The sequence below is a fragment of the Salegentibacter mishustinae genome, assembly GCF_002900095.1.
In the GTDB taxonomy this organism is placed as follows: Bacteria; Bacteroidota; Bacteroidia; order Flavobacteriales; family Flavobacteriaceae; genus Salegentibacter; species Salegentibacter mishustinae.
In genome coordinates this window covers 1,553,505-1,576,407 of the sequence record NZ_LLKN01000002.1, presented here as the reverse complement: position 1 = coordinate 1,576,407, position 22,903 = coordinate 1,553,505, and the positions used below count along the sequence as shown (strand labels likewise).

Sequence of the window (22,903 nt, the reverse complement as noted above, 5' to 3'; positions counted from 1 at the left end):
AGTTAATTAGATTTCTTGTTTTTGGTGGAACTGGATTTATCAGATTTTTGTTTTACTAATTCATCATCAAATAACATCCTTACCGATGGTGTGTAAACATCGTCATACTGCCCTTTTTTAACTGAAAAAATAAAGGCGATAAAGAAGATGAGAGCTACCAATACACTTAAAGCTAGTAAGAGGTAAATGATGTTCATTTCTATTGAATTATTTTAAGCAAACTTAAAACTGTGTTAAAATTAAAAATATGATCTAGATCAGGTTTCGGCTAATCCTGGTTTTAATTTCTTCCCGGCAAGGTTTGTGGCCACGGTGGTAAAGGCTACTATACTAATAGAACTTAAAGGCATAAGTATGGCCGCGATTACCGGCATTAAATTCCCTGTGACTGCGAAAGCCAGGCCAATTACATTATAGCATAAGCTTAGCGCGAAGCTCCATTTAATGATTTTTATTCCTTTTTCTGAAAGTTGAAAATATTTGTTTAGACTGGTGAGCTTAGAAGCTTCCAGGATACCATCACAAGCTGGAGAAAAAACGTTAATATTTTCTGAAATTGCGATCCCAACATCGCTTTGAGCAAGTGCCCCGGCATCGTTAAGTCCGTCACCAATCATCATAACCGATTTACCTTCTTGCTGAAGCTTTTTTATAAAATTGAGCTTATCGTCTGGTTTTTGATTGAAGTAAAATTTGGTATTTAAAGGCAGCATATTTTCCAGCCTTTCTTTTTCACCATCATTATCTCCAGAAAGGATAAAAAGCTGTTTATTTTCGCCTAATTCTTTAAATAGATCAGCAAGACCTTCACGGTAGGAATTTTTAAAAACATAGCAGCCTTTATATTGTTCATTGCTACTAATATGTACGGTAGTTTTGTTAAGCTCTTTGGTTTCAGTAACATTTTCTTTTACAAATGTTTCTGATCCAATCTTCATCTTACTGCCATTGCTTCCAGAGCTAATTCCTTTCCCGGTATGTTCATTAAATTCATCTAAACTCTGAATATTGTTTTTATCCAGGATCTGGTAGAGTTGCCTACTTAATGGATGCCCAGAAGCTCTTAAACTGCTACTTAACAAGCTTTCTTCTTCTGCATTAAGTTTTAAACCTTCGTAAAAAACCTCGGTTTTTTTATTTGAGGTAATCGTCCCGGTTTTATCAAATACCAGACAATCAATTTTTGCTATTTGTTCAATTACATTGGCTTCTTTTAAGTAAAATTTATTTCTTCCGAAGATTCGAAGCAAATTCCCAAGCGTGAACGGTGTTGCCAAGGCAATTGCACAAGGACAGGCAATAATTAAGACCGCGGTAAAAACATTTAAGGCTTTAGAAGGATCATAAACCAGCCAAAATAAAGTGGAAAGAAAAGCAATGCTTAGAACCCCGGCGGTAAAGCGTTTACTAATTTGATTGATTAAACTTTGAAAATGTCCTTTTTTATCTTTTTTGAAGACTTCATTACTCCAGAGTTTGGTAAGGTAACTCTGGTCTATAGCCTTTATCGCTTCAATTTCCAGGATTCCGCCTTGTTGTCTTCCACCGGCATAGAGTGTTTCCCCAGATTCCTTTCTAACGGCTTCGGCTTCGCCGGTTACAAAACTGTAGTCTATATTGGCTTCTCCTTTCATTAAAACCGCATCGATTGGGATTAATTCGCCATTTCGTATTAAAATACGATCCCCAGATTTTATTTTGTAAACCTGTACCTGTTCCTCTATAGTTTCTTTGGAACTGTTTTTCGTTAAACGAGTAACCGCCATAGGGAAATAAGATTTGTAATCCCTTTCAAAAGACAGGTAGGAGTAGGTTTTCTGTTGAAAAAACTTTCCTAAAAGCAAGAAGAAAACCAGGCCTGTAAGACTATCAAAAAAACCAGTTCCCAGGTCTAATAGTATTTCTGTAGTACTTCTTATAAAAAGTACCGCTATTCCTAAAGCAATGGGAACATCTATATTTAAGATTTTAGCTCTTAAACCTTTAAATGCTGAAATAAAATAATCTGATCCCGAATAAAAAACTACTGGCAATGAGAAAGCGAACATGAGCCAGCGGAATAAATATTTAAATTGATCCAGCCAAAACTCTTTCACTTCAAAATATTCGGGAAAAGAAAGAAACATCACGTTACCAAAAGCAAATCCGGCAACACCAAGCTTATAGATTAAGCTTCGGTTTACTTTATGATCCTTTTCATCATAATCTTTCAGGGAAATATAGGGTTCGTAGCCAATTCTGCTGAGTAGATAAACCAGTTCTTTAAGGCTTATTTTTTCCGAAGAAAAACTTATTCTTACTGTTTTCTTTGGAAAATCTACCTGTGCCGATTTTACTCCATGGTTTAGTTTCCCAAGATTCTCTAAAACCCAAATACACGAACTACAGTGCATAGATGGCACCAGGAAATTTACTATCTGAGTGTTATTTTCATTAAATTCTAATAGCTTTTCGGCTATTTCAGGATTGTCGAGGAAATCGAATTTACCTTCTGAGGCAGCAGGGGAAATTCCTGGTTTTTCCTGAAGATCGTAATAATAGGTAAGATCGCTTTCATTTAAGATTTCGAAAACGGTTTTACAGCCGTGACAACAGAAATCTTTTTCCTGAAAAACATGGTGCTCTTCTTTACATTCTTCACCACAGTGAAAACAGCTGCTCATACTTTTTTATGTATTTTACCTGCAAATTTTCAGGAAATTAAGCGTAGATAATATGATGGGAATCAGGTTTGAGTGTATTAGCTTCCATTACCAATTTTTCTTAGGTAAAAGTACCCGGTAATTCCTGCGATTGAAGAAGCCATTAAGATCCCTATTTTTGCCTGAGACATATAATATTCGTTCTCAAAGGCGAGATCGGTGATAAAGAGTGACATGGTAAAACCAATAGCCGCGAGAAAACCAATTCCGTAAACGTGTTTCCATTTTACTTTTTTGGGAAGATCTGCTATCTTAAACCAAACCATAAGTCGGGAGAATAAAACCACCCCGATGAATTTCCCAAAAATTAATCCTACAACAACTCCGATCATTACCGGACTTATAACCGAATCGAAGGAGGTTTCTCCAAGACTCACGCCGGCATTTGCGAATGCGAAGATTGGCAGTACCACAAAACTTACAAATGGATGAAGTGCATGTTCCAATCGTTGTAATGGGGGAGTGGCATCTTCGGTTAAAGAAGCGAATTTTTCAATGGTATGCGTAATGTTTTCTTCGGCCTCTTTGGGATTCTTCTTCCTGTTTCTAAACTCTTGCTGTATTTCATACCCCAGGAGTTTAGATTTCCGAAGAAATAACGGGGTGTTTATACGTTTTGTATTGGGGATTGCAAAAGCTGCCAAAACGGCCGCAATAGTGGCGTGCACTCCTGAAAGTAAAATTGCCAGCCATAATCCGCCAATTCCCATTACGGCATAGAATAAGGTGTTTCTAATCCCTATTAAATTGGCTGCAGCCAGAATGAGTAGGAAGATCCCTGCAATGGCAAGGCTTTGTATAGAAATATCTGAAGTATAAAAAAATGCGATCACCAGCACGGCGCCAAGGTCATCTACAATAGCGATGGCGGTTAGAAATACTTTTAGAGGAAAAGGAACACGGTCTCCAAGCAGGTATAGAATACCAAGGGCAAATGCGATATCTGTAGCCATAGGAATTCCCCATCCAGAAACAGAATCTAAACCGGTATTTAAATAAAAGAAAATAAGCGCTGGAAAAATCATCCCTCCAATGGCAGCTCCTATAGGCAGCATAGATTTCTTAAAACTTGAAAGTTCCCCTTGCAGTATTTCGCGTTTAAGTTCCAGCCCAATCATAAAAAAGAAAATAGACATGAGTCCATCGTTAATCCAATGCAATAGGTTTTTCTTAATTACGAAATCATTTATTCCTAAGTAAATATATTGCTTCCAAAGACTATGATAGGCATCAGATAAGGGAGAATTAGCTACGATCATAGCAAGAAGGGCCGAAAAAATAAGCAATAAACCTACGGAGGTTTTTTTCTCGATAAAATTTTTGATTGGGAGTAAAAGGTATATATCGAGTTTAGACTTTTTCATAATAGTCTTGCGCTAAAGAGTTCTTACTGGAAACGTATTAATAAAACTATTACCATTTTAAAGATCTAGATATGATATAACTCAGTTTTTTAGAGATAATCCATTTTTTAGGTTATGCTTACAAACCTTTCTTTTCTCAAATTTAGTTTCAAATATTTCCTTCAGTAAATTTTTAATATTTCGGCACAACAAAACTTTATTACCTTTAGGCCTACAAAGTAGGAATTATGGTGAAAAAACTAACCCAAAGTTTTCTTAGGCCTAAGATGAAATCTGTTAACCAACCTCCGGGAACGGTAACTTACGTAGGTAGAAAACCATCGGGCGAAACTAAGCTTGAAGTAATAGATTACAATAAAAACAACTTCGAGAGACTTACTTCTTCGACTACTGAAGATGCTTTTAAATTTGAAGCTGAAGATCGCATAACCTGGTTTAATATAGACGGATTAAGTAATACCGCTGAAATAGAAAAACTTGGGAAATATTACGATCTCCATCCTTTAATTATTGAAGATATAGTAAATACTACCCAGCGCCCAAAGATAGATGAGTATGAAGATTATTTATTTATCGTGGCTAAAATGCTTTATCACCAGGATGGAAAACTGGTTAATGAGCATATAAGTTTTGTTCTTGGAAAAGATTATGTACTAACTTTTCAGGAAGCCGGGGGTGATGTTTTCGATGGTGTTAGAGGCCGTTTGGAAAAATCATATGGGCGTATACGTAGTAACGGTTCAGATTACCTTGTTTTTGCACTTTTAGATGCCATTGTAGACCACTATTTTCTGGTAGTAGACGAGTTAAGCGAAAAAGTTGAAGCCCTGGAAGAACAATTATTTGAAAGTCAGCCAAGTGATGATATTACTTATGAAATCCAGGATCTTAAAAGAGCAATTTTGAGGGTTAGACGAGCAGTGTTTCCACTTAAAGAGGTGATTTCCAGGTTTCAAAATATGCAGAATGAACTTATAAAAAACCGAACAAGGAATTATATAAACGACCTTCACGACCATATCCTTCAAGTTTCAGAAAATATAGATCTTTATAGAGAAATGGCCTGGGGACTTATGGATATGTATATGACTACCATTAGCAATAAAATGAACGAGGTGATGAAGGTTTTAACCATTATGGCCTCTATATTTATTCCGCTAACTTTTATAGCGGGTATTTATGGGATGAATTTTGAATACATACCCGAGCTGCAGTGGGAATATAGTTACTTTGTACTTTGGGGAGTAATGATCACCATATTTATCCTAATGATTATATATTTTAAACGTAAAAAATGGCTTTAGCCAATAGAACTATGATAAGATTTACTTTAATAACTCTTGCAGTTATCTTAACCGGAAGCTGTGCCGCTCAAAATACTGAGGTTCCTGTTTATATAGGAACTTACACCAAAAAAGAAGGCCACGTAGATGGAAAGGCTAAAGGAATATTTTTGGCGATGCAGAATCCTGAAAATGGAAGTTTACAACCAGAAAAAACAGTAGCTGAAATCACAAATCCCAGTTTTGTAAAAGCTACTGATGACGGTGAAAATCTTTACGCTGTGAGTGAGTTGGGAAGCGAAGATGCTGATTCTGGATTTATTTATTCGTATAAAAGAAATAAAGACAATAGCCTGGAAAAACTCGGTAAAATCTCTACTGAAAGTTTTGCGCCCTGCCATATTGAATTAGATAGATCTGGGAAGTATGTTTTCGTTTCCAATTATATGGGAGGCGTGGTGATGGTTTATGAAAGGGGAGAAGATGGTCTTCTTGAAAAACAGCAAAAAGTACAATTAGAAAATCCTGAAGCTTCACACGCACATTCGGTTTCGATTTCTTCAGATAACAAAACTGCTTATATCGCCGATCTTGGAAACGATAAGATCTGGATCTATAATTTTAATGCAGAAACCGGAAAATTAAGCCCTAAAGAAAACCCATTCGTGCAATTAGAAGAAGGCTCTGGCCCAAGGCATTTTAGTTTTTCTAGAGAGGAAAACTTCGCTTTTTCCATGAATGAGCTAAATTCTACAATTAGTGTCTTTGAAATTGAAGATGATGGAAACCTGGAAGTTATTCAGAATATTTCCAGCCTGCCTAAAGATTTTAATGGTAAAAATTCCGGAGCGGATATTCATTTGCATCCTTCAGGAAAATTTGTTTATGTTTCTAACCGCGGGCATAACAGTATCGCCGGTTTTAAAGTAGATGAGAATTCAGGGAAATTAAGTGCTATTGGTCATTACCCCACCAAAGGGGAAACTCCAAGAAATTTTGCAATTTCTCCAGACGGGAAATTTCTTTACGCAGCCAATCAGGACACTTCCACAATTAGCAGCTTCAAGGTTAATTTAGAAACAGGTAAACTGGAAGAGCATTTGCTTCCTATTGAAGTAATGTCACCTGTTTGTGTAGAATTTGCCGAAAATTAATTCAACTAAAGAAATATCTTACAAAAAAGACCTCACAGGTTTCAAAAATCTGTGAGGTCTGCTTTTAATTTCCAGCCTTAGATTCTGGAATGAGTTCAGAAAGATTTAGAGATTTCAACTATTTGACTTCAACTTCTTCAATAACAAAAAAGCCATCATTACCCTGGGATTGATAAAGTGGCATAAAGATTCTCGCATCCCATTCGCTTTTCAACTCTTTTCCGTTCTGTTTTGCCAGAAGTTCACCTTTCTTAATTTTCTGGAAATTCTCATATCCAGGTTCCATTTCAAATTTATCAGAATCTTCCAGTCCGTGGCGATGTACCAACTCAAAAGTTTTTTGCTCCGGGGCATTCTTTTCGGCAAAACGATTTACACACTCTGGATAAGTCTTAATTTTATATAGATCCAGGTTACAGGCTTCTTTTAGAGCCAGCCAGATCACACCTTCATGATTTTCAACTGAAGTTTTATCTTCATGCTGCCCTGCTTCAAAAACAAAACCTGTCATTCCTATTCGGCTTAGATAATGATCTATATCGCCGGTAATTATATCGCTAAATCCGCGTACAATAAAAGTTGGGAAATTATGCGCCCAATTATTATTATCATTTACTTCCTGCACCGAAACATACGGCAAACTTGCCGATGAGGTAGTGTGGCAGTCTAGGAAATACCTTTTAGTGAAATCTTTCTCCGGGAATTTATTTAATATCTCAATAATCTCCCACATTTCTTTTTGCTCGTGGGTTTCATTCTTTTTTTGTTTTATGTTCTCTTCGGTCCAAACCCTATTTAGATCTTCATCTATATAACGCTTATTTTGATTTAAGGCTTTGTGATTTCCGGAGACACCAACAAGTGTTCCTTCAATTTCGGGTTTAGTTTTTTCCAGTTGTCTAAAAACTTCTTCCAGGGCCTTTACACCGCTAGGTTCGTTACCGTGAATTCCGGCGGTTACAAAGAGTAAAGGTCCTTTTTTATTGCTGGTATATTTCCCAATTATTCTGGGAATATGTTTATCTGGTTTGTTGCTCATAATAAGTTCCTTTTAAATTTTATTTATTCCATACAGGCAATTTCCCTGTTGGTAAATTGATGCCCATAAAGGTTTTTATATTCCACTTTACGCTCTATCGCTTCAATAACCGTATCAGAAAATTCTGGCAGTCCTATATCTTTAAAATGCTCCATCCCCCCGGGACTTAACACATTAATTTCAATTAATTTATCTTTTACCACATCAAGACCTACGAAAAAAAGTCCGTCTCGAATTAGTTTTGGAGCGGTAAGATCTACAATACGTTGCATTTCAGGAGTAAGGTCACTGCTATCGGCCGTGGCACCAAGTGCAAAATTACTACGGAATTCACCTTCCCCGCTTACACGCCTAATAATAGCCTGTTTGCCATCTTTTACCATTACACGACCATTCATTAAAATAATTCTAACGTCACCATCTTTTACGGCCGGTAAGAATTCCTGGGCAATTACATAACCCTGTTGGCTGATAGTTTCAATGATCTGGTTGATATTTTTTTCATTTTCATCAACAAGAAAAACATTCTGTCCTCCAGATCCTTCTAATGGTTTTAAAACGATCTTTTTATTATTCTTTTCCCAGAATTTTAGAATGTCTTCTTTATTCCTGGTAATTAGAGAATCGGGTTTAATTTCCGCAGGAAGTTCTTCGAAATATAGTTTATCTATAAAAGCGTTGGAAAGGGCATAGGCATCATTTAATACCAAAACTCCCTGTTGCTGCATCATTCGTCCAAAAGCAACACCGGCTTGTTCAGCCCATTCCCGGCCAGAATCTTCCTCGGTAGGGTTATTCCTAATAAAAAGCACATCTAAAGTCTTTGCTGTAATTTTCTTTTTTCTGGCTTTAGAACTTTGCAAAGCTTCTAAAAACTTTTTTGGAGATTTGGTTTTTGTATTTTTTGGTATTTGTGTACTATTAATGCTTATTGGAGCATCGTGATGAAAGTTGAAATCACCCACGCCCATAGCATAAACTTCATGGCCTCTTGAATGAGCCATAGTCATGAGCATTACAGAAGTTCCGCAACTTTCATTTTCAATATCGTTTAATACAAAGCAAATTTTCATTGGTTTATCATTTTTGAAAGGGGAAGCCCCTCTCTGATTAGGTTTAATTTATTGGTAATATTTTCGGTTAATAAATAGCTTGGGCGCAGTGCGCCAGGTTTTAATACTTTTCTTTCGGTTAACTCGTTAATTATTTTGGTATGTTTCAGGCCAAATTTACCTGCGAGCAGCGGTTCAAATTCACCACCTTGCTGTAAATGATCACGAAGTTGTACAAGACCTTTTAAATAGATAATATCTTTTAGAAATCCGCCTCCCTGCATAATCCTGGAAGTGATATTAAAAGCTCTTTCGGCGGTAAAGCCATAATCCATTTTTAATAATCTAAATAGCTGCGGAAACTCGGCACCCTCCATTAGTGCCGACCCCGCAATTACCCTTCCGGCTAAAGTTCTTAATCTATTAGCGGTAAGTCCGTCTACTAAATATTCTGACATCACAGCGAGACCTTCCTGAAGTGGATCATAATCTGCGAGGCCGCTGCTTAATAATTCTAAAGGTTGTTGGGTTCCATTATAATGAGTAAGCACATGCGTACCAACTTCATGCTGAATAAGCGCAGTTGCTTCGGTTTTATTCATTTTATAATCGGCCGGAACATAAAGCTCGCCGTTATTAACCATCATAATATTCACATCCTTTCGAATATGAACTTTACTCTTAAAATTTTTATCCTGTTCAGCGAAATAATCGAATTCCCGGCGGGCAAGGCTACTAAAGCCTTTGGCATCAATAAACTCGGCATTTTCATCTTCACTAGTTTCATCAACCTCTCTTAAGATTTCTCCTGCTTCTTCGCTTAGCTTAGGACTTAATCCTTTATACAACCTAATACTGTTGTAGAAGAAATTTGCAGTTCCGCGTTCACTTAGCATAGTGATTTGCTGATCTAGTTCTTCCCGCTTTTCCCTAAAAATATGGGACATGGCAGGATCATCAATTTCTTCAATTTTAAGATTAAATAGCTCCCTTTTTAATAAGTCTGGGTCTATTGGGAGTAAGCGGTAGTGATAATCTAAAACCTTTTCATAATTACTCTCAAAGAAAGTGTTTTTTATATCCTGAATATTAGCAGGGGAAACCAGCCATAGAAACTGATAAGAGCGTTCTATTTTTGCAAGCGCTCTATCTATTTCAAATACCTTTTCTTTTAAGTGTTTTCTACCTAAAGCAAGATAACTTCCCACCCCGCTGGTGGTTTGTACCCTTACATAATCGTAAATTGCTTTATGAATACTGGTAATAAGATAGTCTTTAAATTGTCTAAGGAAAACAGGGTAAACTTCGTTGTTTTCATCTCGAAAAACCGGAGGAATTTCGAGTCCTACAATTACCGCCCCGGATTTCTTTGCCTCATCAATGCTTAAAATTTCCTGGTCACCTTCTTTTTGGCGATTTGGTGTATCTTTTATCTTGGCCTTTAAGTAGAGGCCAGAAAATGTTTCATTTATATTATTGAGTTCCCTTTGTAGCGCTTTTACCGATGTAGGCAGTTTTTGTGCAGGAGCTTTTATTGTGAAGCAATTGTTAGGTTCTCCCGTATAGATTTCAAAAACCATATAGGATTTGAATTCGGTAGAAAGTTTATCGGCTAATGCATAAACAAGTCTTTGGTAGGCTTCAAAAAATTTATCTCCAATTAAAAGATAAGAGGCTTCGCTAACAATTATTCGCTCGGTACCTTCATCATTATTCCTTTTACGGTACACGATAAGATAAGGTAAATTATCTTCTATATGAATTAACCCCCCTCCCGGAAGTGAAGCACTTATTTTGCATTCTTCCTCAAGGATTGTTAAAATTTTTTTAATTGATTTCTCCGATAATTCAGATATATTCAGCATTCTGGGTTTCTTCTAAAATTTTAAATTGAATATTATTGAACTAAAACCGCTGTTTTGTAGCCGAATAATGGCTCTACACATGGTTAGACAATAATTAAATTTAGAAAGAAAACTAGGGAATACTAACTCATAAACTTACTTTGGGTTTTATTTAAGAGATTAGATAAAAAATATTTAAATGCTGAAAAAGTCTTAAGAAGTGAATAGTTATAAATTAAAAAGAATAGGGTGTGATTGGCCTATTTCTTTTCCTGAGCATCTTCTTTAGCCTTCTCCTGCATTTTTTCAACTTGCTCACGGGCATTCTTTAACTCCTCTTCCGTAGCAGGTTCTGGCTTTTGTTCTTCGGCTCTTTCAGGCTCAAGATTAAGTTCTATATAAAGCGGATAATGATCTGAATCTATTTTGCTTCCCAGTCTAAAATCGGCAACCCTGAATTCTTCGGTTACAAAAACGTGATCCAGGGACCAGCGCATTATAGAGCTACCGGCATCAAAAGTATTATAGAAACCACGTCCAATTCTAGTATTTAATAAACCACCCACATTTTGGAATAGGGCAGTGGTAGCAGACCATGCCACATCGTTAAAATCTCCTGCTACTAAAACGGGCAGTTTAGAATCTCTGGCCATTAATGCCACTTTTATCATTTCTGCATCCCTATCTGTAGAAGAAGGGTTGTGTTGCGGCATTGGAGGTGTGGGGTGAATAGCGTGAAACATGATTTCTTTACCAGATCTTAATTCCAGGATACTGTGAATAGAAGGAATACTATCATCTACCAAATAACGAACCTGCGGATTTTTAAGCGGTAATCTTGAATAGAATAACATTCCGTAAGTATTATCTAGCGGAGCTTCAACCTTATAAGGATATGAGGCAGTGATTTCTGCAAGATCATTCTTCCAGCGTGTATTAGTCTCGGTGAAGAGTAAAACATCCGGATTTTGTTTTTTAATATCTGCTATAACCAAATCTGGATTTTCGTTTTTTTGCAACACATTGGCCGTGTAAAGACTAAACTTATTGCTAAAATTTTCTTCGGAAACATCGCCAACTTCGTAATTTCCGTGAGGAAAATAAGGATAAATCTTCACCATCTGAAATAGAAAACAGGCTAAAAGCACGACCATAAAAATATAATCTTCGGTTCTCTTAATATCAAATCTTATAAAATAGGCCGCAATTGCGGTAAGGGTAAGCAGGGTTAGTTGAATATGCAAATAATCAAAAATTCTTATCCACCAAAAGTCGGCTGCAATGAGTGGAATAAGAGTCATTACAACTGCTATAATCCCGAAAACCTGAAGAAATCCTTTTAATGTCATAATTTTATTGGTTGGCTTTATGCCGGGGAAAGATAAGCGATTAATTAAAATAACCTGTTAATAGTGAACTAAATTGCTAATGCGTTTAGTTCGAAAAAAAATGATTTTTATTTAGAATCAATTCCCTGGCCATAAGTTTTAGAAAAATATTCCCGAATATCGTCACCCGAAGGAGCCTCATATAATTTAAGGTCAAAATAAGAAACGGCAGCAATTACATGATCAAAAATATCGGCGGTTATATATTCGAAATTCTCCCAACGTTTATCCCGGCTAAAGCAAAGCACCTCAATAGGAATACCGTGTTCTGTAGGTTGTAGATGTCTTACAATAATGTACATCTCTTTATGAACAGCAGAATGGTTATTTAAATAAGTGTCAATATACTTTCTAAAAATTCCCAGATTGGTTTGGTTTCTTCCGTTTAAAGGAAGTTTTGTGTCAACTTTGTGAGTTTTGTTATATTCATTGATCTCATTCTGCCGGTCTTCCAGGTAAGAAGAAATTATTTGTATGTTTTTATACTTTTCAAAATCTTCAGCAGAAATAAATTTTACAGAATTCTGTTTAATAAAAACCGAGCGTTTAATTCTTCTTCCCGGAGATTCCTGCATTCCACGCCAATTCTGAAAAGATTCAGAAATTAAACTATAGGTAGGAATAGAGGTGAATGTATTGTCAAAATTCTGAACCCTAACGGTTGCCAGGGTGATCTCGGTTACCGTACCATCGGCGCCATATTTGCTAAAAGTAATCCAGTCGCCAATTCTCACAATATCGTTTACACTAACCTGAATAGAGGCCACAAATCCTAAGATGGTGTCTTTAAAGATGAGCAATAAGATCGCAGATGCTGCACCTAAAGAAATAATAAAGTTAATAACGTCTTTACCGGTGATTTCTGCAACAATAAAAAGTAGTGCAAATAACCAAACAATAATCATTATTACTTGTATATAACTCTCTACCGGTTTGTCATGGAAAGATTCTAAGGTTCTTAGGTAGCCTTTTGTACCCCGCAAAATGCTTCTTATAACCCAAACAATAAGAAGTATAATATATATGTCAATTACAAAATAGAAGGCTTTAATTGCCAGGGGAAACTCAAGTAAAATGTAGGGAACGGTAAGATATATTATAAGTATAGGAAGTATTTGTCCTATATATTTGGGAAACTTGGTTTTTATAAGGTAATCGTCAAAAGAAGTGGTGGTTTTATCACTAAAATTTTTGAAAGTTGTGATCACAAAATTTTTGATCAGGTAATTTACCCCAATTATAATAAGAATAAGGATAAGGATATTCAGTAACAAATTTAGATAAAGTGCTACTGTAGAGTTTACGCCCTGGTCTATTAGAAAATTTTCAAAAAGACAAATTAAAATTTTAAATCCTTCCTCTAAATCCATAGGTTACAGATATTTTTTTTCAACGTAAAAAGGACCAAAGGGAACCAGCGAACAACCAAGAACTACTAATAATTCTTTAAAATTCCAGTTTAGTGGTCTAAATAACCAAATAGCACCAATTACATAAGCGATAAAAAGCACCCCATGAGCCATTCCTACTTGTTGTACCATTTGCGGCATACTCCAAATATATTTAAGCGGCATTGCGATAAATAGTAATAAAAGGAAAGAAAGTCCTTCCAGGATACTCACGTATTTAAAAACTTTTTTTTGCTTTTCGAGGGACATAATTTAAAATTTAGATTGCAAAGATAGGTTTTATAGAGAATTTAGTGTTTTAGAATGCTGTTTTCCTTAAAATATTTAATGATAGGAATTAATATTTTTTGGCAGGTTTAAGAAATTCCTTTTTTTTAATTTGCAATGAAATTAAAAGATAAAAAATGAGCTCTAGAATATTGGTAACCGGCGGACTTGGTTTTATAGGTTCTCATACGGTGGTAGCACTTCAGGAAAAAGGTCACGAAGTAGTGATTATAGATAATTTGTCTAATTCTTCTATAGATGTGCTTGCGGGAATTACTAAAATCTCACAAAAGACCCCGGCTTTTGAAAATATAGACCTTCGTAATAAAAACGAAGTAAAAGATTTTTTTGAAAAATATCCCGATATTGAAGGGGTAATTCATTTTGCTGCTTCTAAGGCGGTTGGTGAAAGTGTTGAAAATCCTTTGCTTTATTACGAAAACAACCTATCTAGTTTAATTTATTTGCTTCAGGAATTACAGCAAAAAGATAATGCTTATTTTATTTTTAGTTCTTCCTGTACCGTTTATGGCCAGGCCGATACTTTGCCTATTACCGAAAATGCACCGGTTAAAAAAGCTGAATCTCCCTACGGAAATACTAAGCAAATAGGGGAGGAGATCCTCACTGATACGGCTAAAATAAATAAGAATTTTAAAGCGATCTCCCTTAGATATTTTAATCCTATTGGAGCCCACCCAAGTGCAGAAATTGGAGAATTACCCATAGGAACTCCGCAAAATTTAATTCCTTTTATTACCCAAACCGCCATTGGAAAACGAAAAGAACTTTCGGTATTTGGAGATGATTATCCAACCGAAGATGGTACTTGTATACGTGATTATATTCACGTTATAGACCTGGCAAAAGCCCACGTGGTGGCTTTAGAACGACTTCAACAAAATAGGGAAAAGAGGAATTTTGAAGTTTTTAACCTTGGAACAGGAAAAGGAAGTTCGGTATTAGAAGTTATTAATTCTTTTGAGCGATCTACAGGAGAAAAACTACCTTATAAAATTGTAGGTAGAAGAGAAGGCGATATTGTTGCCGCCTACGCCGATACCAAAAAGGCCAACGAAGAATTGGGTTGGAAAACTGAAAAGCATTTAGACGAAGCTTTAAAAAGCGCCTGGGATTGGCAAAAAGAAGTGGTGAGAAGAGAAAAAGAAGATAATTAGTTTTATCATTAAATTTTAAACATAAAAAAAGGTCTGGAGATTTCTCCAGACCTTTTTTATGCCTTCCTTATAACTTACCGCGTACCATTCACAATAAAAGCGTGAATTACACCTGGAATCCATCCTAGCGCGGTTAGTAATAAACTTATTAAAAAGGTTACGCCTAAACCGTGTTTCATAAATACGGCTAATGGCGGTAATAGAATATTCAAAATGATCGTTAACATAATTATTTTTTTATTGGTTATTTCAATCGAAATTACATAGAAATATCAGTCCAATAATTAGTTTTAACGAGTTCTTGGTAGGGGTTTAACAAAACATCATGCTTTAAATTTTCTATACCTGACCAGCATGAAAACATAAATACTATAACAAACAAAACCGGCAGCTACTACTCCCATTAACCATGAGCCATATTGTGATTCCTGTAAAAATGAAAATGCATCGGTAGTACCTTTCATATTTGAAGTATTTGATGCCAGGGCTCCTCTTATAAAGATATAAGCCAGCACGGCAAAGATAATTCCACGTGCAATCAAGCCAAGATAACCGGTATTTTTAATGGTCTTTCTTTTCTTTTCATCGCTAATAGAATCATAGCCAAAATCTTGTAAAAACTCTTTGGTTTTCGCTTTTTTAAACTGAAAGATACCGGCTATGGCCAGTCCGGCGCCAATTACTGCAAAAACTACAACCCCAAGAGTTCCTGTGAGTCCGCCTCCAGAACTTCCGCTAGAAGAACCGGCGTTTATCAGCGTCATAAAGGCATAAACAGATAAACCTAAATAAATAACAGCACTTATAAAGTATGCTACTCGTTTACCCTTGCCTTTTTTGTCATCTCCAATATTCTCAGGGTCACTCAAAGACTGAATAAATCTCCAGGCTGCATTACATAGTAAGCCGAGGCCAATTAAAACAAGTAAAGCATTACCAAAAGGTTGCTTTTCTAAAAATTCAATGATCTGTAATTTACTTGATTTTTGCCCGCCCATATTAAAAGCGGCCATAAAGGTAAGTATTCCCGTAATCCCGTAAACGGTAGCTTTGGCAACATAGCCAACGCGAGCCATTTTCTTCAATTTAGAATCCATATTAAATATAATTTTAAGGTTAGTTGCTTAAAATTATGATTTTGATCTTAGACAGAAGAAAACTTGGGAAAAGTTTAAACTTTTAGACCATTTCAAAAATCACCAATGCATAAAGGTAAAAACGCACAAAGCGTAATAAACCAAACATTAAATAACTGGGGAATTGAAATTTGATAATACCCGCCGCAATACTCGTCATTGCGAAAGGAATAGGTAATAAAGCTCCTACAATAATTAGAAATCCACCCCATTTTCGAGTGTTTTTAATATGCTGCGCCATTTTTACTTCAATAGCTTCGTGTACTGCAGGAATTTTGGTCATCCATCTTCCCATAAAGTAAGATATGACTCCACCTAAATAGGAGGCAAGCGCTAATAAAGAAAGGTATAGAATAGGACTTGCAGATTTACCGGACCACGCGATGAATAATTCTGGCGGAATTAATCCCAGTAAGGATTCTGAAGCAAAGAAGACACTAATAATACCTAATGGAGAATAAGTTTCGGTAACCGTAATCAGCATTTGTTCTATATCAAGAACATACCTATCTATAGCCCAAAGTGCAGCTATAAATAGAACGATAGGTAAAATTGCCTTTTTAACGCTTTTCCAGACAAAACTATAAAAACCGGTATAACTATAATACTGGTGTAACAAGCGTATGCGCGACTTCTTTTTAGATTTCGCATCTTTCTTCATCAAATTCTCCTTTAGCAATTTATTCGATAATCGAGATTGAACGCTCCGAGGCTCGCCTCGAAATCAAATTATATTTTTCAATAATAGTGCTTCGAGAGCTTGCTCCGAAGTAATTTACTTACTAAGTGAGATATAAATGTCTCGACATATATGCCGAATCTTTTAGTTATCTCAACTTAGCGTCTTGTGGGATTACCCCAAAAAGTTATTTCTTATCTAGATATTTCAATAAGATGTTATGCCGATATCTTTCAAATATCAGGCCGCAATACTTTTAAAAGTTACGATCTAATTTTCTTCAGCATATTCATTGAATGCGTTTACGTATTCACGCAATTCAATTTCATTTACACGGTTGGAAGGGTCGGCCATTAACGAAAGTAAATAATCCAGGCTTTCCTGCCCGGTTGTTTCTTCCTGTACCGGAGCTTCTTCTCCTTCTTCTACCGGATCATCCCCGGGGATGGCGATATTAAAAGAATCGTAAGCTTCTACGTGTTCATAGGTTAACCTAATCACTTTAGCCAGTAAAGGCTGCCCTTCTTCTACTACAAGGGGTCTTAATTCTTTCAGGTCGTTTACCAAAGTGTTGGTAATAATTCCGTTGCGCATTAAATCACGCTGAATCTTATTGAGTAATTTTTGGGCTTTAATATTATTCAAGAGAAAATAAGTTAATCAGGTTATACTATTTTTTGCAAATGTACTGCTTTCGTGGTTTTATAAAACATTTTAACAAAGAAATTAAGTGCAAATCAATTAGGTAATAAGCATGGGCATCGTAATAAAGATTATTTAAACCGAAAAATAATGGGCGACAAACCCGCCTGTTCCAGTTCGATTAAAATTAACAATATCTTAGTTCTATAGATTTCAGCAAAATTACATTGTTTAGTAGCTTTAACTCAATCAAAAAAATAAAAAATACTATGAGTTCATTAAAAGGAAAAGTTGCATTTATAACCGGTGGAAGTAAAGGAATTGGATACGGCGTGGCCCAATCACTTTTAGATTTGGGAATGAAAGTAGCCATAACAAGCCGTTCTAAAGATGCTGCTGAAAAAGCCGCTAAAGAACTAAACGCAACTGACGCCTTAGGTCTTGAAGCTGATGTTAGAAATTACGAAAGTCAGGAAAAAGCCGTAAAGGCGGCAATAGATAAATTTGGGCAACTTGATGTAATGGTGGCCAATGCTGGAATTGGACATTTTGGATCTATAGACGAATTATCTCCAGAGAAATGGCAGGAAACAATAGATACCAATTTAACAGGAGTTTTTTATAGCGTAAAGTCCAGTTTAACTGCTTTAGAAAAATCTAAAGGATATCTTATTACTATTTCCAGTCTTGCGGGAACTAACTTTTTTGCAGGAGGAGCGGCTTATAATGCCAGTAAATTTGGCTTAACAGGTTTTACCCAGGCGGTGATGTTAGATCTTAGACAAAAAGGAATTAATGTAAGTACCATTATGCCGGGTTCTGTGGCTACTCATTTTAACGATCACACTCCAAATGCAGAAGATGCCTGGAAAATTCAACCCGAAGATATTGGGGAATTAGTGGTAGATCTTTTAAAAATGAATAAGCGTACCTTACCAAGTAAGATAGAGGTAAGACCATCGCAACCACCTAAAAAATAATTTTTTAAATAACATAAATTGAGGCTGACTGAAAAGTATAATTTTTGTCAAGCTGAACTTGGTTCAGCTTCTAATTTGTTTTAACTATAAACATTTTATATCCTGAAATAAATTCAGGAGGACAATTTTATGAACTTTCCAGACAGCCTCTTTTTTTATCATTTCTTTTATCGTAATATTGCAATAAACAATTAAAATGGGTCTTACAAAATCGGAAATATTTAGCCCCTTGCAAAACGAACTGGCGGGAATCGCTAAGGTTCTGGGACATCCTGCCAGAATTGCCATTCTACAGGAAATTATAAAATCAAAATCCTGTATTTGCGGCGACCTGGTTCAGGAAGTGGGATTGGCGCAGCCTACAATTTCACAGCATTTAAAGGAGCTGAAAAACATAGGACTTATAAAAGGAGATATAGAAGGAACCCGGGTTTGTTACTGTATAAACCCTGAAAAATGGAACCATGTCAAAGAACTTTTTGCCACTTTTCTTGATTCTAATATTTCTCCTAACGATGAGTGTTGCTAAAGCAATAACTGGGTATCCAAAATTTCAACTCAAATCTTACTTATAGAATAAAAAATTCTTTTTGTTATGGCTCGAAAAAAGATGAATTTCCTCGATAAATATCTTACAGTATGGATTTTCCTGTCAATGTTTATAGGGGTAGCCATTGGCTATTATATGCCACAAAGTGCCGGGATTATAGATTCCTATAGCGTTGGATCAACAAATATCCCTATTGCCATAGGTTTAATTTTAATGATGTATACGCCTTTAGCCAAGGTGAATTATAAATATTTACCTAAGATTTTTAAAAATGTAAAAATTCTTAGTGTCTCCTTATTACTAAACTGGATTATAGGCCCCATTTTAATGTTCTTTCTCGCCATAATTTTTCTCCAGGATCATCCCGAATATATGGTTGGACTTATTCTAATCGGCCTTGCCCGTTGTATCGCTATGGTTTTAGTATGGAACGATCTCGCGGAAGGAAGCAGCGAATATGGTGCTGGTTTGGTTGCTTTAAACAGCATTTTTCAGGTGTTTTTCTATAGTTTTTATGCCTGGATTTTTATCACCGTTTTACCGCCATATTTTGGGTTTGAAGGCGCTATTGTAGACATTTCTATTGGTACAATTGCTAAAAGCGTTGCTATTTATCTCGGTATTCCATTCCTGGCGGGCTATTTAAGTCGGGTTATTTTAGTTAGAGCCAAAAGCGAAGCCTGGTATAAAGAAAAATTTCTTCCGGCAATCTCACCGCTAACGCTTATTGCGCTTTTGTTCACAATTTTAGTGATGTTTAGCCTAAAAGGTGAAACCATCGTGGAGATCCCGGTAGATATTGTTTTAATTGCTATTCCGCTGGTAGTTTATTTTATTCTGATGTTTTTTATAAGCTTTTTTGTCTCTAAATATTTCGGTGCAGGTTATAAGCAGAATGCCTCTATTTCATTTACCGCAACCGGGAATAATTTTGAACTTGCCATAGCCGTAGCAATTGCTGTCTTCGGAATTGATAGCGGCCAGGCTTTTGCAGGAGTCATTGGGCCTTTGGTTGAAGTTCCGGTTTTAATTGGTTTAGTAAGTGTAGCGTTTTGGTTGAAACAGAAATATTATCCTAAAGAAAAATTAGCATAATGGCTGAAGTTTACGACGTTATAATAATTGGAGGCGGCCAAAGCGGACTCGCCTGTGCTTATTATTTAAGACGAACAAAACTGAATTATTTAATACTTGATGAGCAGGAAAACTGTGGTGGTGCCTGGCAAAAAACCTGGGATTCTTTGCGGCTTTTTTCTCCGGCAGATCAGTCTTCGCTTCCCGGTTGGTTAATGCCTAAGAACGAGGATGGATTTCCGCCCAAGGATCACGTAATTAATTATTTGTGCAAGTACGAAGAACGTTATGATTTTCCGGTGAAGCGTCCGGTAAAAGTTGAAAATGTAGAAAAAGAATCAGGTGTTTTTAAGCTTAAAACTTCAGCAGGAGATTTTTCAGCAAAAACAGTAATTTCAGCAACCGGAACCTGGAAAGCGCCATTTATTCCGAAAGTAAAAGGAATAGATATTTTCCGCGGAAAACAAATTCATTCAGCTCAATATAAAAATACCGATAAGCTTGAGAATAAGAAGGTGCTTATTGTTGGGGAAGGAAATTCCGGAGCACAAATTTTAGCCGAAGTTTCTAAAGTAACGAATACCAGTTGGGCAACTTTAAAAGATCCCGAATATTTGCCAGACGATGTAGATGGCAGAGTACTTTTTAATGTGGCCACTGCAAAATATAAAGCCGAAAAAGAAGGAAAGAAATTTGATCCCGCAGCTTATAACCTTGGTAATATCCTTATGGTGCCCACAGTTAAGGAAGCCCGGGAAAGGGGCGTGCTTAAAACCAAAGGGAGTTTCACCGAGTTTACCGAGAATGGCGTAATTTGGGAAGATGGAACAAAAGAGGATTTTGACCTTATAATTTGGTGTACCGGTTTTCATTATGTTACAGATCATTTAAACAAATTGGTGGAACCAGATGCTAAGGGTAAAATTAAAACAGATGGAACCAGAGCTAATAATATTACCGGACTTTGGTTAGTGGGTTATGGTGGGTGGACCGGCTACGCTTCTGCTACTTTAATTGGCGTGGGACGTAGTGCCCGGGCTACCGTAAAAGAAATCACCGAGTATTTACAAGACTAATTTTCCCAATTTTTTAAGAGCTTTTAGAGTCAAATATTGATGCATGTTAGCCTATGCAGTTAAACCCATACTAAAAATCTAAAATTGCTGGGTGGTTACTATACTCTGCATTAATTTTGAGTAAAACCAAAAAAAATTAGATTATGAGTATTAAAGGAAAAACAATTATTATAACCGGTGCTTCTAGTGGAATTGGAGAAGCTACCGCTAAAAAATTATCTCAGGAAGGCGCTAATGTTATATTAAGTGCACGCCGTGAAGATAGATTAAATTCTTTAAAAGATGAGATCGTTAAAAATGGTGGAATGGCTTTAGTTGTTCCGGCAGATGTTACTAACAAAGAAGATTTTAAAAAAGTTGTTTCCTCAACTTTAGAAGAATTTGGAAGCATTGACGGAATTATAAACAACGCCGGTTTAATGCCACTTTCTTACGTTAAGAATCTGCATACCGATGAGTGGGATAAGATGATAGATGTAAATATTAAAGGAGTAACCAATGGTGTTTCTGCAGTGCTACCAACTATGATGGAGCAAAAAAGCGGAAATATTATTAATATTTCTTCTAGTGCAGCACATAAATATTACCCTGGTGGAGCTGTTTATTGCGCTACCAAAGCAGCGGTAAAAATGTTTACTGAAGGACTTAGAGCAGAATTAGCTCCTCATTACGGAATAAACGTAACTTCAATAGATCCAGGATTTGTGTCTACAGAATTAACAGATACCATTACCGATGATGAGATCAAGAAAGATATGGAGCCAATGTTTAAAGAGTTAACTCCACTACAGGCAGAAGATATTGCTGAAGCAATCTATTATTCTTTAAGTCAGCCTAAAAGAGCTAACATTAATGATGTATATATCATGCCAACAGAACAGGAGCAATAAATTAAGCTCCTTATCAATTAAAAAAGCGTGTTTGGAAGAATTGCCAAACACGCTTTTTTTTAGGTCTGCTTTTTTAAATGTTCTAGATTTCAACCACCATTTTTCCGGTGTTTTTTCCTTCAAAAAGATCTAGAAATGCCTGCGGAGTTTTATCGAAACCTTTTACAATAGTTTCATCGTATTTAAGCTTTCCTTCATTTAACCATCCTGCTAATTCTTTAATAGAACTTTCAAATTCTTCAAAATGATTACGCACTAAAAAGCCTTGCATTAAAGCACTTTTTTTGATCATAATACCTTCAAGTCTCGGTCCGGTTGGCATACCTTTTTCGTTATAAATAGAAATCGCACCACAATTTATAATTCGGGCAAAACGATTAATATTCATCATTACTGCGTCCAGGGTTTCACCACCTACATTATCGAAATAAACATCTACGCCATTGGGACAATTTTTCTCAATGGCTTTTTGCATATTGTCTGTGGTTTTATAATTGATCCCTGCATCGTAGCCGAATTTCTCTTTTATATGATCAATCTTTTCATCACTTCCTGCAATTCCAACAACTCTGCAGCCTTTAATTTTTCCAATTTGTCCGGCCACACTTCCTACGGCACCGGCGGCTCCTGAAACAACAAGAGTTTCTCCTTTTTCAGGTTTTCCAATATGTTTCAATGCTAAATGAGCGGTTAGACCGGTTAAACCTAAAATGCCCAGGTAGGCACTTGGTTTGGCCAAATTAGTGTCAATTTTATTCAAATTTTCACCCGTGTGTTTTTGAAAAAGTTCCCATTTCAACATTCCGCTCACAACATCTCCAGTCTTAAAATCCTTGTTTTTGCTTTCAATAACTTCAGCAACCAACATAGATTCTATGGGCTTGTTTAATTCAAAAGGAGGAATATAAGATTCTTCATCACGCATTCTTCCGCGTAAGTAAGGATCTACCGAAATATATTTCGTCTGCAATAAAATTTCTCCATCTTTAGGTGAAGGCTTTTCAATTTCGATAATTTCAAAATCTGAAAGCGCTGGCTTTCCTTTTGGTCGGTTTTTTAATAGTATGCTCTTATTCATCTTAAATCTTATTTTAATTTATTGATCTCCTATTTTATATTTCGAGATTTCATTTACTGTTTAAATTACTGCGAAGATCAGAACCCTGCAACTCACATTTATTAATTTAAACTTAAAA

Annotated in this window: 22 protein-coding genes; 8 read left to right on the top strand and 14 right to left on the bottom strand. The window is 36.1% G+C overall.

Annotated elements, in window-relative coordinates:
* Positions 1 to 2 precede the first annotated feature (2 nt).
* The 3 genes from ccoS to nhaA form a co-directional block, all read right to left on the bottom strand.
* Positions 3 to 197, bottom strand: a complete 195-nt coding sequence (ccoS, locus tag APB85_RS10095) for a cbb3-type cytochrome oxidase assembly protein CcoS (protein WP_057483238.1) — start codon at positions 195 to 197, stop codon at positions 3 to 5.
* A 60-nt stretch (positions 198 to 257) separates the two neighbouring features.
* Positions 258 to 2,663, bottom strand: coding sequence for a heavy metal translocating P-type ATPase (locus APB85_RS10090; protein ID WP_057483237.1), 2,406 nt, complete (start codon positions 2,661 to 2,663; stop codon positions 258 to 260).
* Positions 2,664 to 2,740: 77 nt separating this feature from the next.
* The gene (nhaA, locus tag APB85_RS10085; protein WP_057483236.1) at positions 2,741 to 4,066 is read right to left on the bottom strand and encodes a Na+/H+ antiporter NhaA; all 1,326 of its coding nucleotides are present in this window, start codon (positions 4,064 to 4,066) and stop codon (positions 2,741 to 2,743) included.
* Between the two features lie 227 nt (positions 4,067 to 4,293).
* Between nhaA and corA the strand changes: the two genes are divergently transcribed.
* Positions 4,294 to 5,370: a magnesium/cobalt transporter CorA gene (gene corA, locus APB85_RS10080; RefSeq protein WP_057483235.1), complete on the top strand. Its 1,077-nt coding sequence runs from the start codon at positions 4,294 to 4,296 to the stop codon at positions 5,368 to 5,370.
* Positions 5,361 to 6,503 carry a lactonase family protein gene (locus tag APB85_RS10075; RefSeq protein WP_057483234.1) on the top strand — a complete coding sequence of 381 codons (1,143 nt, stop codon included), beginning with the start codon at positions 5,361 to 5,363 and terminating at the stop codon, positions 6,501 to 6,503. The genes corA and APB85_RS10075 overlap by 10 nt, the downstream gene beginning before the upstream one ends.
* Positions 6,504 to 6,621: 118 nt before the next feature.
* Here APB85_RS10075 and APB85_RS10070 read toward each other — a convergent pair whose 3' ends face one another.
* From APB85_RS10070 to APB85_RS10045, 6 genes are all read right to left on the bottom strand, one after another.
* Positions 6,622 to 7,542 (bottom strand): succinylglutamate desuccinylase/aspartoacylase domain-containing protein, encoded by a 921-nt coding sequence (locus APB85_RS10070; protein WP_057483233.1) that lies wholly within the window; start codon positions 7,540 to 7,542, stop codon positions 6,622 to 6,624.
* Positions 7,543 to 7,565: 23 nt separating this feature from the next.
* Positions 7,566 to 8,615 carry a glutathione synthetase gene (locus APB85_RS10065; protein WP_057483232.1) on the bottom strand — a complete coding sequence of 350 codons (1,050 nt, stop codon included), beginning with the start codon at positions 8,613 to 8,615 and terminating at the stop codon, positions 7,566 to 7,568.
* Positions 8,612 to 10,459, bottom strand: coding sequence for a flavohemoglobin expression-modulating QEGLA motif protein (locus APB85_RS10060; protein WP_057483231.1), 1,848 nt, complete (start codon positions 10,457 to 10,459; stop codon positions 8,612 to 8,614). The genes APB85_RS10065 and APB85_RS10060 overlap by 4 nt, the downstream gene beginning before the upstream one ends.
* Before the next feature lie 239 nt (positions 10,460 to 10,698).
* On the bottom strand, positions 10,699 to 11,787 hold the full coding sequence (locus tag APB85_RS10055) for an endonuclease/exonuclease/phosphatase family protein (protein ID WP_057483230.1): 1,089 nt from the start codon (positions 11,785 to 11,787) through the stop codon (positions 10,699 to 10,701).
* A gap of 107 nt (positions 11,788 to 11,894) precedes the next feature.
* Positions 11,895 to 13,196 (bottom strand): mechanosensitive ion channel family protein, encoded by a 1,302-nt coding sequence (locus tag APB85_RS10050; protein ID WP_057483229.1) that lies wholly within the window; start codon positions 13,194 to 13,196, stop codon positions 11,895 to 11,897.
* A 3-nt stretch (positions 13,197 to 13,199) separates the two neighbouring features.
* Positions 13,200 to 13,484 carry a DUF3817 domain-containing protein gene (locus APB85_RS10045; protein ID WP_057483228.1) on the bottom strand — a complete coding sequence of 95 codons (285 nt, stop codon included), beginning with the start codon at positions 13,482 to 13,484 and terminating at the stop codon, positions 13,200 to 13,202.
* A 155-nt stretch (positions 13,485 to 13,639) separates the two neighbouring features.
* Here APB85_RS10045 and galE point away from each other — a divergent pair, with 155 nt between their 5' ends.
* On the top strand, positions 13,640 to 14,680 hold the full coding sequence (gene galE / locus APB85_RS10040; protein WP_057483227.1) for a UDP-glucose 4-epimerase GalE: 1,041 nt from the start codon (positions 13,640 to 13,642) through the stop codon (positions 14,678 to 14,680).
* Positions 14,681 to 14,754: 74 nt separating this feature from the next.
* On the opposite strand, the gene APB85_RS10035 is transcribed toward galE, so the two are convergent.
* From APB85_RS10035 to APB85_RS10020, 4 genes are all read right to left on the bottom strand, one after another.
* On the bottom strand, positions 14,755 to 14,913 hold the full coding sequence (locus APB85_RS10035) for a YqaE/Pmp3 family membrane protein (RefSeq protein WP_057483226.1): 159 nt from the start codon (positions 14,911 to 14,913) through the stop codon (positions 14,755 to 14,757).
* Between the two features lie 90 nt (positions 14,914 to 15,003).
* Complete coding sequence (locus APB85_RS10030) at positions 15,004 to 15,777, bottom strand: DUF1206 domain-containing protein (protein ID WP_057483225.1); 774 nt, start codon at positions 15,775 to 15,777, stop codon at positions 15,004 to 15,006.
* Between the two features lie 82 nt (positions 15,778 to 15,859).
* A complete protein-coding gene (locus APB85_RS10025; RefSeq protein ID WP_057483224.1) occupies positions 15,860 to 16,477 on the bottom strand; it encodes a YqaA family protein in 618 nt (205 codons plus the stop codon).
* A 288-nt stretch (positions 16,478 to 16,765) separates the two neighbouring features.
* Positions 16,766 to 17,140, bottom strand: coding sequence for a hypothetical protein (locus APB85_RS10020; protein WP_057483223.1), 375 nt, complete (start codon positions 17,138 to 17,140; stop codon positions 16,766 to 16,768).
* Positions 17,141 to 17,406: 266 nt separating this feature from the next.
* Here APB85_RS10020 and APB85_RS10015 point away from each other — a divergent pair, with 266 nt between their 5' ends.
* From APB85_RS10015 to APB85_RS09995, 5 genes are all read left to right on the top strand, one after another.
* Positions 17,407 to 18,117, top strand: a complete 711-nt coding sequence (locus APB85_RS10015; protein ID WP_057483222.1) for an SDR family oxidoreductase — start codon at positions 17,407 to 17,409, stop codon at positions 18,115 to 18,117.
* A gap of 196 nt (positions 18,118 to 18,313) precedes the next feature.
* On the top strand, positions 18,314 to 18,646 hold the full coding sequence (locus APB85_RS10010) for an ArsR/SmtB family transcription factor (protein WP_057483221.1): 333 nt from the start codon (positions 18,314 to 18,316) through the stop codon (positions 18,644 to 18,646).
* Between the two features lie 66 nt (positions 18,647 to 18,712).
* Positions 18,713 to 19,762: an ACR3 family arsenite efflux transporter gene (gene arsB, locus APB85_RS10005; RefSeq protein ID WP_057483220.1), complete on the top strand. Its 1,050-nt coding sequence runs from the start codon at positions 18,713 to 18,715 to the stop codon at positions 19,760 to 19,762.
* Positions 19,762 to 20,817: an ArsO family NAD(P)H-dependent flavin-containing monooxygenase gene (locus tag APB85_RS10000; protein ID WP_057483219.1), complete on the top strand. Its 1,056-nt coding sequence runs from the start codon at positions 19,762 to 19,764 to the stop codon at positions 20,815 to 20,817. Before arsB ends, APB85_RS10000 begins: the two co-directional genes overlap by 1 nt.
* 143 nt (positions 20,818 to 20,960) lie before the next feature.
* A complete protein-coding gene (locus APB85_RS09995) occupies positions 20,961 to 21,707 on the top strand; it encodes an SDR family oxidoreductase (RefSeq protein ID WP_057483218.1) in 747 nt (248 codons plus the stop codon).
* Positions 21,708 to 21,789: 82 nt separating this feature from the next.
* Here APB85_RS09995 and APB85_RS09990 read toward each other — a convergent pair whose 3' ends face one another.
* Positions 21,790 to 22,785 carry an NADP-dependent oxidoreductase gene (locus APB85_RS09990; RefSeq protein WP_057483217.1) on the bottom strand — a complete coding sequence of 332 codons (996 nt, stop codon included), beginning with the start codon at positions 22,783 to 22,785 and terminating at the stop codon, positions 21,790 to 21,792.
* Between the last annotated feature and the right edge of the window lie 118 nt (positions 22,786 to 22,903).

What these genes read in the sequence shown, in the direction of transcription:
- APB85_RS09990 (WP_057483217.1), bottom strand. Translation starts at nt 22,785, where the DNA reads ATGAATAAGAGCATACTATTAAAAAACCGACCAAAAGGAAAGCCAGCG.
- APB85_RS10010 (WP_057483221.1), top strand. Translation starts at nt 18,314, where the DNA reads ATGGGTCTTACAAAATCGGAAATATTTAGCCCCTTGCAAAACGAACTG.
- APB85_RS10055 (WP_057483230.1), bottom strand. Translation starts at nt 11,787, where the DNA reads ATGACATTAAAAGGATTTCTTCAGGTTTTCGGGATTATAGCAGTTGTA.
- APB85_RS10025 (WP_057483224.1), bottom strand. Translation starts at nt 16,477, where the DNA reads ATGAAGAAAGATGCGAAATCTAAAAAGAAGTCGCGCATACGCTTGTTA.
- APB85_RS10070 (WP_057483233.1), bottom strand. Translation starts at nt 7,542, where the DNA reads ATGAGCAACAAACCAGATAAACATATTCCCAGAATAATTGGGAAATAT.
- APB85_RS10045 (WP_057483228.1), bottom strand. Translation starts at nt 13,484, where the DNA reads ATGTCCCTCGAAAAGCAAAAAAAAGTTTTTAAATACGTGAGTATCCTG.
- nhaA (WP_057483236.1), bottom strand. Translation starts at nt 4,066, where the DNA reads ATGAAAAAGTCTAAACTCGATATATACCTTTTACTCCCAATCAAAAAT.
- APB85_RS10050 (WP_057483229.1), bottom strand. Translation starts at nt 13,196, where the DNA reads ATGGATTTAGAGGAAGGATTTAAAATTTTAATTTGTCTTTTTGAAAAT.
- APB85_RS09995 (WP_057483218.1), top strand. Translation starts at nt 20,961, where the DNA reads ATGAGTATTAAAGGAAAAACAATTATTATAACCGGTGCTTCTAGTGGA.
- APB85_RS10015 (WP_057483222.1), top strand. Translation starts at nt 17,407, where the DNA reads ATGAGTTCATTAAAAGGAAAAGTTGCATTTATAACCGGTGGAAGTAAA.
- ccoS (WP_057483238.1), bottom strand. Translation starts at nt 197, where the DNA reads ATGAACATCATTTACCTCTTACTAGCTTTAAGTGTATTGGTAGCTCTC.
- arsB (WP_057483220.1), top strand. Translation starts at nt 18,713, where the DNA reads ATGGCTCGAAAAAAGATGAATTTCCTCGATAAATATCTTACAGTATGG.
- APB85_RS10065 (WP_057483232.1), bottom strand. Translation starts at nt 8,615, where the DNA reads ATGAAAATTTGCTTTGTATTAAACGATATTGAAAATGAAAGTTGCGGA.
- corA (WP_057483235.1), top strand. Translation starts at nt 4,294, where the DNA reads ATGGTGAAAAAACTAACCCAAAGTTTTCTTAGGCCTAAGATGAAATCT.
- APB85_RS10060 (WP_057483231.1), bottom strand. Translation starts at nt 10,459, where the DNA reads ATGCTGAATATATCTGAATTATCGGAGAAATCAATTAAAAAAATTTTA.
- galE (WP_057483227.1), top strand. Translation starts at nt 13,640, where the DNA reads ATGAGCTCTAGAATATTGGTAACCGGCGGACTTGGTTTTATAGGTTCT.
- APB85_RS10030 (WP_057483225.1), bottom strand. Translation starts at nt 15,777, where the DNA reads ATGGATTCTAAATTGAAGAAAATGGCTCGCGTTGGCTATGTTGCCAAA.
- APB85_RS10075 (WP_057483234.1), top strand. Translation starts at nt 5,361, where the DNA reads ATGGCTTTAGCCAATAGAACTATGATAAGATTTACTTTAATAACTCTT.
- APB85_RS10000 (WP_057483219.1), top strand. Translation starts at nt 19,762, where the DNA reads ATGGCTGAAGTTTACGACGTTATAATAATTGGAGGCGGCCAAAGCGGA.
- APB85_RS10090 (WP_057483237.1), bottom strand. Translation starts at nt 2,663, where the DNA reads ATGAGCAGCTGTTTTCACTGTGGTGAAGAATGTAAAGAAGAGCACCAT.